The organism is Wolbachia endosymbiont of Glossina morsitans morsitans (assembly GCF_000689175.1).
In the GTDB taxonomy this organism is placed as follows: domain Bacteria; phylum Pseudomonadota; class Alphaproteobacteria; order Rickettsiales; family Anaplasmataceae; genus Wolbachia; species Wolbachia pipientis.
Genome location: NZ_AWUH01000114.1, coordinates 1 through 1,344 on the forward strand (window position 1 = coordinate 1; position 1,344 = coordinate 1,344).

Consider the following 1,344-nt stretch of genomic DNA (forward strand, 5'->3'; position numbering starts at 1 on the left):
CTTTGTTCTATAAAATTTCAAAAAATTTGAACAAATGCAGTTAAAATAGCACATGAAGAATATAATGCTAATTGGTGGTGGAGTTGGAAATGCAGTGTTATTTTCGATAGGGAAGGCATGTCTTGAAAATAATAACAAGGTTTTGTACTTCGCTGGCTATAAGAAGTTAAGTGATGTATTTAAACGAGCACTAATAGAGCGTGCATCAAATGCAGTAGTTTGGGTATGTGAAGAAGGATTGATAGAAACAAGCAGAGATCAAGATAAATCCTTTCATGGTAATATAGTTGATGCAATAGTCTCTTATCAACAAGGAAGATTAGGTATTAATTTGAACGTTATAGATAAAATTATCACTATTGGTTCTGATAAAATGATGAAAGCTGTGAATGAAGCTAGAAAAACAATTTTAAAGCCATATCTGAAATCAGTCCACATAGCGATATCATCAGTTAATTCTCCTATGCAGTGTATGATGAAAGAAATCTGCGCTCAGTGTGTGCAGCAACATATAAATGCGAAAACAGGAGAAAGGAGTTTTGTTTATAGTTGCAGTAATCAAGACCAGGATATGGGGTGTGTTGACTTTGACTTTTTAAGTGAGCGCTTGAAGCAAAATAGTTTACAAGAAAAACTTACTGCAAAATGGATAGATCATGTTCAAAGATATTAAACAGCACAAAAAGGAAATAAGAGGGCAATATAGAGCTATAAGAAAAGATATTGATGAAAGTTATTCCAGTTATGCGGCAAATTCCCTTATTAATCTCTTTAATCAGAACTTAAGCTACGTTAAAGGCAAAACAATAGCAGCTTACATTCCAATGGATGAGGAAATAGATGTTGTGCCTTTGATGCATAGTTTACTCGATTTAGATTATAAAATAGCAATTCCTAATAAAAATAAGTTACTAAAATTTGAGAAATGGAACGAAACAAATGAAGATGTAATTCCTGACACAATCATTACTCCTGTTATTGCTTTTGATGATCATTTGAATAGATTAGATTTTGGCGGTGGTTGGTATGATACAATGATAAAAAAATTACGGCCGCTTGGAAAAATATTTATAGGTGTAGCCTATGAGAAACAATATTGTAAAGATTTACCTGTAGAAAAACATGATCAAAAATTGGATATTATAATCACTGAGATGTGTGTTAGATGTGGAAGTGGATTGCTCAAAAAAGTGGATAAAAAGGAGTAGCGTAACCCCACTTTCTGATAGTAATTTTTGCGTAAAAAAATGCATCAACTTGCTCCTGTGATTCCTCCTTCACTCACTCGTGCAGCACTTGAAATACCTAAGTGAGAAGATGGCTTCATTGCTGCAACTTTCTCAT

2 protein-coding genes are annotated in these 1,344 nt (G+C 33.3%); both read left to right on the forward strand.

Annotated features, from left to right (window positions below; genetic code table 11):
* Positions 1 to 52 precede the first annotated feature (52 nt).
* Positions 53 to 673, forward strand: a complete 621-nt coding sequence (locus WGMM_RS02765; protein ID WP_038249685.1) for a ferredoxin reductase domain-containing protein — start codon at positions 53 to 55, stop codon at positions 671 to 673.
* Positions 657 to 1,208, forward strand: a complete 552-nt coding sequence (locus WGMM_RS02770) for a 5-formyltetrahydrofolate cyclo-ligase (RefSeq protein WP_038249688.1) — start codon at positions 657 to 659, stop codon at positions 1,206 to 1,208. Before WGMM_RS02765 ends, WGMM_RS02770 begins: the two co-directional genes overlap by 17 nt.
* Positions 1,209 to 1,344: the final 136 nt, after the last annotated feature.

Excerpts from the sequence above, each read along its gene's own strand:
- WGMM_RS02770 (WP_038249688.1), top strand. The coding sequence starts at position 657 with ATGTTCAAAGATATTAAACAGCACAAAAAGGAAATAAGAGGGCAATAT.
- WGMM_RS02765 (WP_038249685.1), top strand. The coding sequence starts at position 53 with ATGAAGAATATAATGCTAATTGGTGGTGGAGTTGGAAATGCAGTGTTA.